At 66.9% G+C, this 4,638-nt stretch carries 5 protein-coding genes; all 5 read left to right on the plus strand.

Going from position 1 to position 4,638, the window contains the following annotated elements; translation table 11 throughout:
* Positions 1–137: 137 nt before the first annotated feature.
* A complete protein-coding gene (lepA, locus tag VFG33_RS03270) occupies positions 138–2,027 on the plus strand; it encodes a translation elongation factor 4 (RefSeq protein WP_325022211.1) in 1,890 nt (629 codons plus the stop codon).
* Positions 2,027–2,938 (plus strand): aminoglycoside phosphotransferase family protein, encoded by a 912-nt coding sequence (locus tag VFG33_RS03275; protein WP_325022213.1) that lies wholly within the window; start codon positions 2,027–2,029, stop codon positions 2,936–2,938. The genes lepA and VFG33_RS03275 overlap by 1 nt, the downstream gene beginning before the upstream one ends.
* 146 nt (positions 2,939–3,084) lie before the next feature.
* Positions 3,085–3,312, plus strand: coding sequence for a hypothetical protein (locus VFG33_RS03280; protein ID WP_325022215.1), 228 nt, complete (start codon positions 3,085–3,087; stop codon positions 3,310–3,312).
* Positions 3,309–3,788: a MarR family winged helix-turn-helix transcriptional regulator gene (locus VFG33_RS03285; RefSeq protein ID WP_325022217.1), complete on the plus strand. Its 480-nt coding sequence runs from the start codon at positions 3,309–3,311 to the stop codon at positions 3,786–3,788. Before VFG33_RS03280 ends, VFG33_RS03285 begins: the two co-directional genes overlap by 4 nt.
* Before the next feature lie 49 nt (positions 3,789–3,837).
* Positions 3,838–4,473, plus strand: a complete 636-nt coding sequence (locus tag VFG33_RS03290; protein WP_325022219.1) for an MOSC domain-containing protein — start codon at positions 3,838–3,840, stop codon at positions 4,471–4,473.
* Positions 4,474–4,638 lie beyond the last annotated feature (165 nt).

Below are 4,638 nucleotides of genomic sequence, written 5' to 3' on the forward strand. Positions count from 1 at the left end.
CCGAGAGTAGGCGAGCGCTGACGATCAGCGCTCAGAGGGCCGGAACCCATGGATGCGGAAACGGCTGGCCTGTCATGGGATGATTGAAGGGTTGCCCTGTCACTCGTGAACCACCCTGAGACGAACTGGAACCCTCCGTGCCCGTTGGCCCCACGACCGTGCCGCAGCCGGGTCGTACCGACCCGTCGCTGATCCGGAACTTCTGCATCATCGCCCACATCGACCACGGGAAGTCGACGCTGGCCGATCGGATGCTGCAGATCACCGGTGTCGTCGACGGCCGGCAGATGCGGGCCCAGTACCTGGACCGGATGGACATCGAGCGCGAGCGCGGCATCACGATCAAGTCCCAGGCGGTCCGGCTGCCCTACATGCCGAAGCCGGACACCCCTGGCGGACTGCTCGCGCCCGACGGCACGACGTACATCCTGAACATGATCGACACCCCCGGCCACGTCGACTTCACCTACGAGGTGTCGCGGTCGCTGGAGGCGTGCGAGGGGGCCGTGCTGCTGGTCGACGCGGCGCAGGGGATCGAGGCGCAGACGCTGGCGAACCTCTACCTGGCGCTGAACGCGGACCTGCACATCATCCCGGTGCTGAACAAGATCGACCTGCCGGGCGCCCAGCCGGAGAAGTACGCCGCCGAACTGGCGCACATCATCGGCTGCAAGGAGTCCGACGTACTGCGCGTCTCGGCCAAGACCGGCCAGGGCGTCGAGGACCTGCTGAGCGAGATCGTCGCCCAGGTGGAGCCGCCGAAGGGCGTCAAGGACGCACCGCCGCGGGCGCTGATCTTCGACTCGGTCTACGACACCTACCGTGGCGTGGTCACCTACGTCCGGGTGGTCGACGGCGAGCTGACCCACCGCGACCGGATCAAGATGATGTCCACCGGTGCCGTGCACGAGATGCTCGAGGTCGGGGTCATCTCGCCGGAGCCGATGAAGTCCAAGAGCATCGGGGTCGGCGAGGTCGGCTACCTGATCACCGGTGTGAAGGACGTCCGGCAGTCCCGGGTCGGTGACACCGTGACGTCGCAGGTGCACGGCTCGACCGAGGCACTGGGCGGCTACAAGCACCCGCAGCCGATGGTCTACTCCGGGCTGTTCCCGATCGACGGCGACGACTACCCGACGCTGCGGGACGCACTGGAGCGACTGCAACTGAACGACGCGGCCCTGCAGTACGAGCCGGAGAGCTCGGGCGCGCTCGGGTTCGGGTTCCGCTGCGGCTTCCTCGGGCTGCTGCACATGGAGATCGTCCGGGAACGCCTTGAGCGCGAGTTCGACCTCGACCTGATCTCGACCGCGCCGAACGTGGTCTACCGGGTCGAGATGGAGGACGGCAAGGAGCACGTCGTCACCAACCCGAGCGAGTTCCCCGAGGGCAAGATCGCCGACATCTACGAGCCGGTGGTCCGGGCGACGATCCTGAGCCCGAAGGACTATATCGGCGTCATCATGGAGCTGTGCCAGACCATGAGGGGCAACCTGCAGGGGATGGAGTACCTGTCCGAGGACCGGGTCGAGCTCCGCTACACGCTGCCGCTGGCCGAGATCGTCTTCGACTTCTTCGACCAGCTGAAGTCCAAGACGAAGGGCTACGCCTCGCTGGACTACGAGCCGACCGGCGAACAGTCCGCGGCCCTGGTCAAGGTGGACATCCTGCTGCAGGGCGAGACGGTCGACGCGTTCTCCGCGATCGTGCACCGCGACAACGCTTACTCGTACGGCGTCTCGCTGGCGGGCAAGCTCAAGGAACTGATCCCGCGGCAGCAGTTCGAGGTGCCGATCCAGGCCGCGATCGGGTCCCGGATCATCGCCCGCGAGTCGATCCGGGCGATCCGCAAGGACGTGCTGGCGAAGTGCTACGGCGGTGACATCACCCGGAAGCGCAAACTGCTGGAGAAGCAGAAAGAGGGCAAGAAGCGGATGAAGATGGTGGGCCGGGTCGAGGTCCCGCAGGAAGCCTTCATCGCCGCCCTCAAGACCAGTGAGTCCCCAGGAGACAAGGCCAAGAAGTAGTGCCGGTCGAGATTCCCGCCGAGTTCCGCAAGATCGCCTCACGGGGAGCCGACTGGGCTGCCTGGCTCGACGGTCTGCCCCGGCTGGCCGGCGACCTGATCGCCGAGTGGGGGTTGCGGGTCGACGGCGGCTCGGCGTACGGGAACTGCTCACTCGTCGTGCCGGTCCGTACTGCGGACGGAACGCCGGCGATGCTTAAGGTGCAGTTCCCGCACTGGGAGGCCGAGACCGAGCATCTCGCCCTGCGGATCTGGGACGGCAACGGCGCGATCCGGCTGCTGCGGGCGGATCCGCGGCGGTTCGCGCTGCTGCTGGAGAAGGCGCTGCCACAGGACCTGACCAGCGTGGACGCGATCGAGGCGAGCGAGCTCATCGCCTCGCTATACAAGCGATTGCACGTGCCGGCCGGGCCGCAGTTCAGGACGCTGTCCGGCGAGATGAAGAGGCTGTCGGCCGAGCTGCTCGCCCTACCGGCGTCAGCTCCAGTACCACGCCGGTACGTCGAACAGGCCGCGTCCCTGGCCCGGGATTTCGCTGCCGATCCCGAGACCGACGGGCGGCTGATCCACACGGATCTGCACTACTTCAACGTGCTGGCGGCGGAACGTGAACCGTGGCTGGTGATCGACCCGAAGCCGCTCTCGGGGGATCCTCACTACGAGGTCGCGCCGCTGTTGTGGAACCGGTGGGAGGAGATCGAGGGCGCCAGGGACCTGCGGTTCGGGTTGCGGCAGCGGTTCTACGCGATCGTCGACGCCGCCGGCCTCGACGAGGACCGCGCCCGCGACTGGGTGATCGTCCGCCAGATGGTGAACGCCCTCGGCGCGGTCCGCGACGCGGGCGCCGACGAGGTCCTGCCGCACGACTGGCTGACCCGCAACATCGCCATCACCAAGGCCATCCAGGACTGACCCGTACTGCGCTCGCACCCTTGCTGCCCGCCCTCCACCGGCGCGGGTGATCCATGCTGCCCTGTCGGCGGTGCGCTGGACTTTCGGCCGCTCCCGCGTAAGATACATAGCAAGCTATGTATTCGTGTCGGCCCGGAGGGGATCTGATGGCGAGGGTTTCTGTTTCGCGGCGGCAGGTGCGGGATCTGCAGCGGATGGCGCATCTGGTGGCCGGGGTCTTGTTACTGGCTTTCGTGTATCTGGCGCCGGCTGTGGATGGGATTGTCTGGTTGGTGCGGTGGGTGGTGGTGCCGGTGGGGGTGCTCTCCGGGATCGCGTTGTGGAAGTGGCCGCGGATCCGGTCGTGGTTGGCCCGGCGCGGGGCCCGTCGGTGAGCGACGCAGTCTTCCGCCGGGAGGAATCGCTGGGGTACCAGGTCAATCACCTGGCCCGGCTGCTGGCCCAGACACTGCGTGACCGGATCGAACCACTTGGCGTCGTACCAGGGCAGTTCGCTCAGCTTCTCGCGCTCTATGAGGAGGACGGACTGACGCAGTCGCAACTCTGCGAGCGGGTGCGGATCGAGCAGCCCACGATGGCGAACACCCTGGCACGGATGCAGCGTGACGGATTGATCGAGCGGGTGCCCGATCCGGCCGACAGCCGACGCTCGTTCGTTCACCTGACTCCGCGCGCCCGCGAGCTCGAAGCCTCCCTGACCGCCGCCGCCCGCGAGGGCAATCAGGTGGCGACTGCCGGCCTGGATCGTGCGCAGGTGGACGCGTTCATGGCCATGGCGGCACAGATGATCGGCAACCTCCAAGGCGACGATCGGACGGCAGCACCCGGTTCCGGTCGGGCCAAGCAGTAGCTGAGAAACTCGCTGGAGTCGCGGTGAGGGCTGGGGGAGGATGGCGGGTATGCGGCTGCTGACGGTGAATGTGGTGGAGGAGCTCATTCCGGGGCCCAAGGAGACGGGGCTGACTGCTATCGACAAGCGGCCGCAGCAGGGCCGGGTGGTGGTCGGGGAGTTAGGGCTGCAAGGGGATCGGGTCTGCGACACCAAGAACCACGGCGGGCCGGATCTGGCGCTGTACGCCTACGCTCGTGAGGATTCCGATTGGTGGGCGGGGCAGCTCGAGCGTGAGATTCCGTCCGGGTTGTTCGGGGAGAACCTGAGCACGGAAGGGCTCGACATCACCAATGCGTTGATCGGCGAGACCTGGCGGTTCGGCGACGGGGCGGACGCGGTCGAGGTGATGGTCCGTGCGCCGCGGATTCCTTGCGTCACCTTCCAGTACCGGATGCAGCTCCCCGGTTGGGTCAAGCGATTCCACCAGGAAGGCCGTCCGGGCGCCTACCTCAAGGTCCTGAAAACCGGCACGATCGCGGCCGGCGACCCCATCACGATCCTGAGCCGCCCGCAGCACGACGTCACCATCGGCGTGATGTTCGCCGCCCAGGACGCAGCCAAAATGCAAACCCTGCTCGACTCCGACACCGACATCATGGAAGAACTCAAAACCACCGCCCACCGCGTCGCCGCCCGAGTCTGACAAAGACGCTGCCGGTTCGTCGGGCATAGGTGTGGGTGGTTCGCGTCGCCGGGCTGCGTGAGTTTGCTAGTCGTGGTGAGGTGAGTCAAGGGCGCTTCGCGGCCCTTCGGGCTCGAACAAGTTCGACCCTTGACACACCTCACCACGACCAGGGAAGGACGCAGC

Source organism: Kribbella sp. (assembly GCF_035687465.1).
Taxonomy (GTDB): domain Bacteria; phylum Actinomycetota; class Actinomycetes; order Propionibacteriales; family Kribbellaceae; genus Kribbella.

What these genes read in the sequence shown, in the direction of transcription:
- VFG33_RS03290 (WP_325022219.1), top strand. Translation starts at nt 3,838, where the DNA reads ATGCGGCTGCTGACGGTGAATGTGGTGGAGGAGCTCATTCCGGGGCCC.
- VFG33_RS03280 (WP_325022215.1), top strand. Translation starts at nt 3,085, where the DNA reads ATGGCGAGGGTTTCTGTTTCGCGGCGGCAGGTGCGGGATCTGCAGCGG.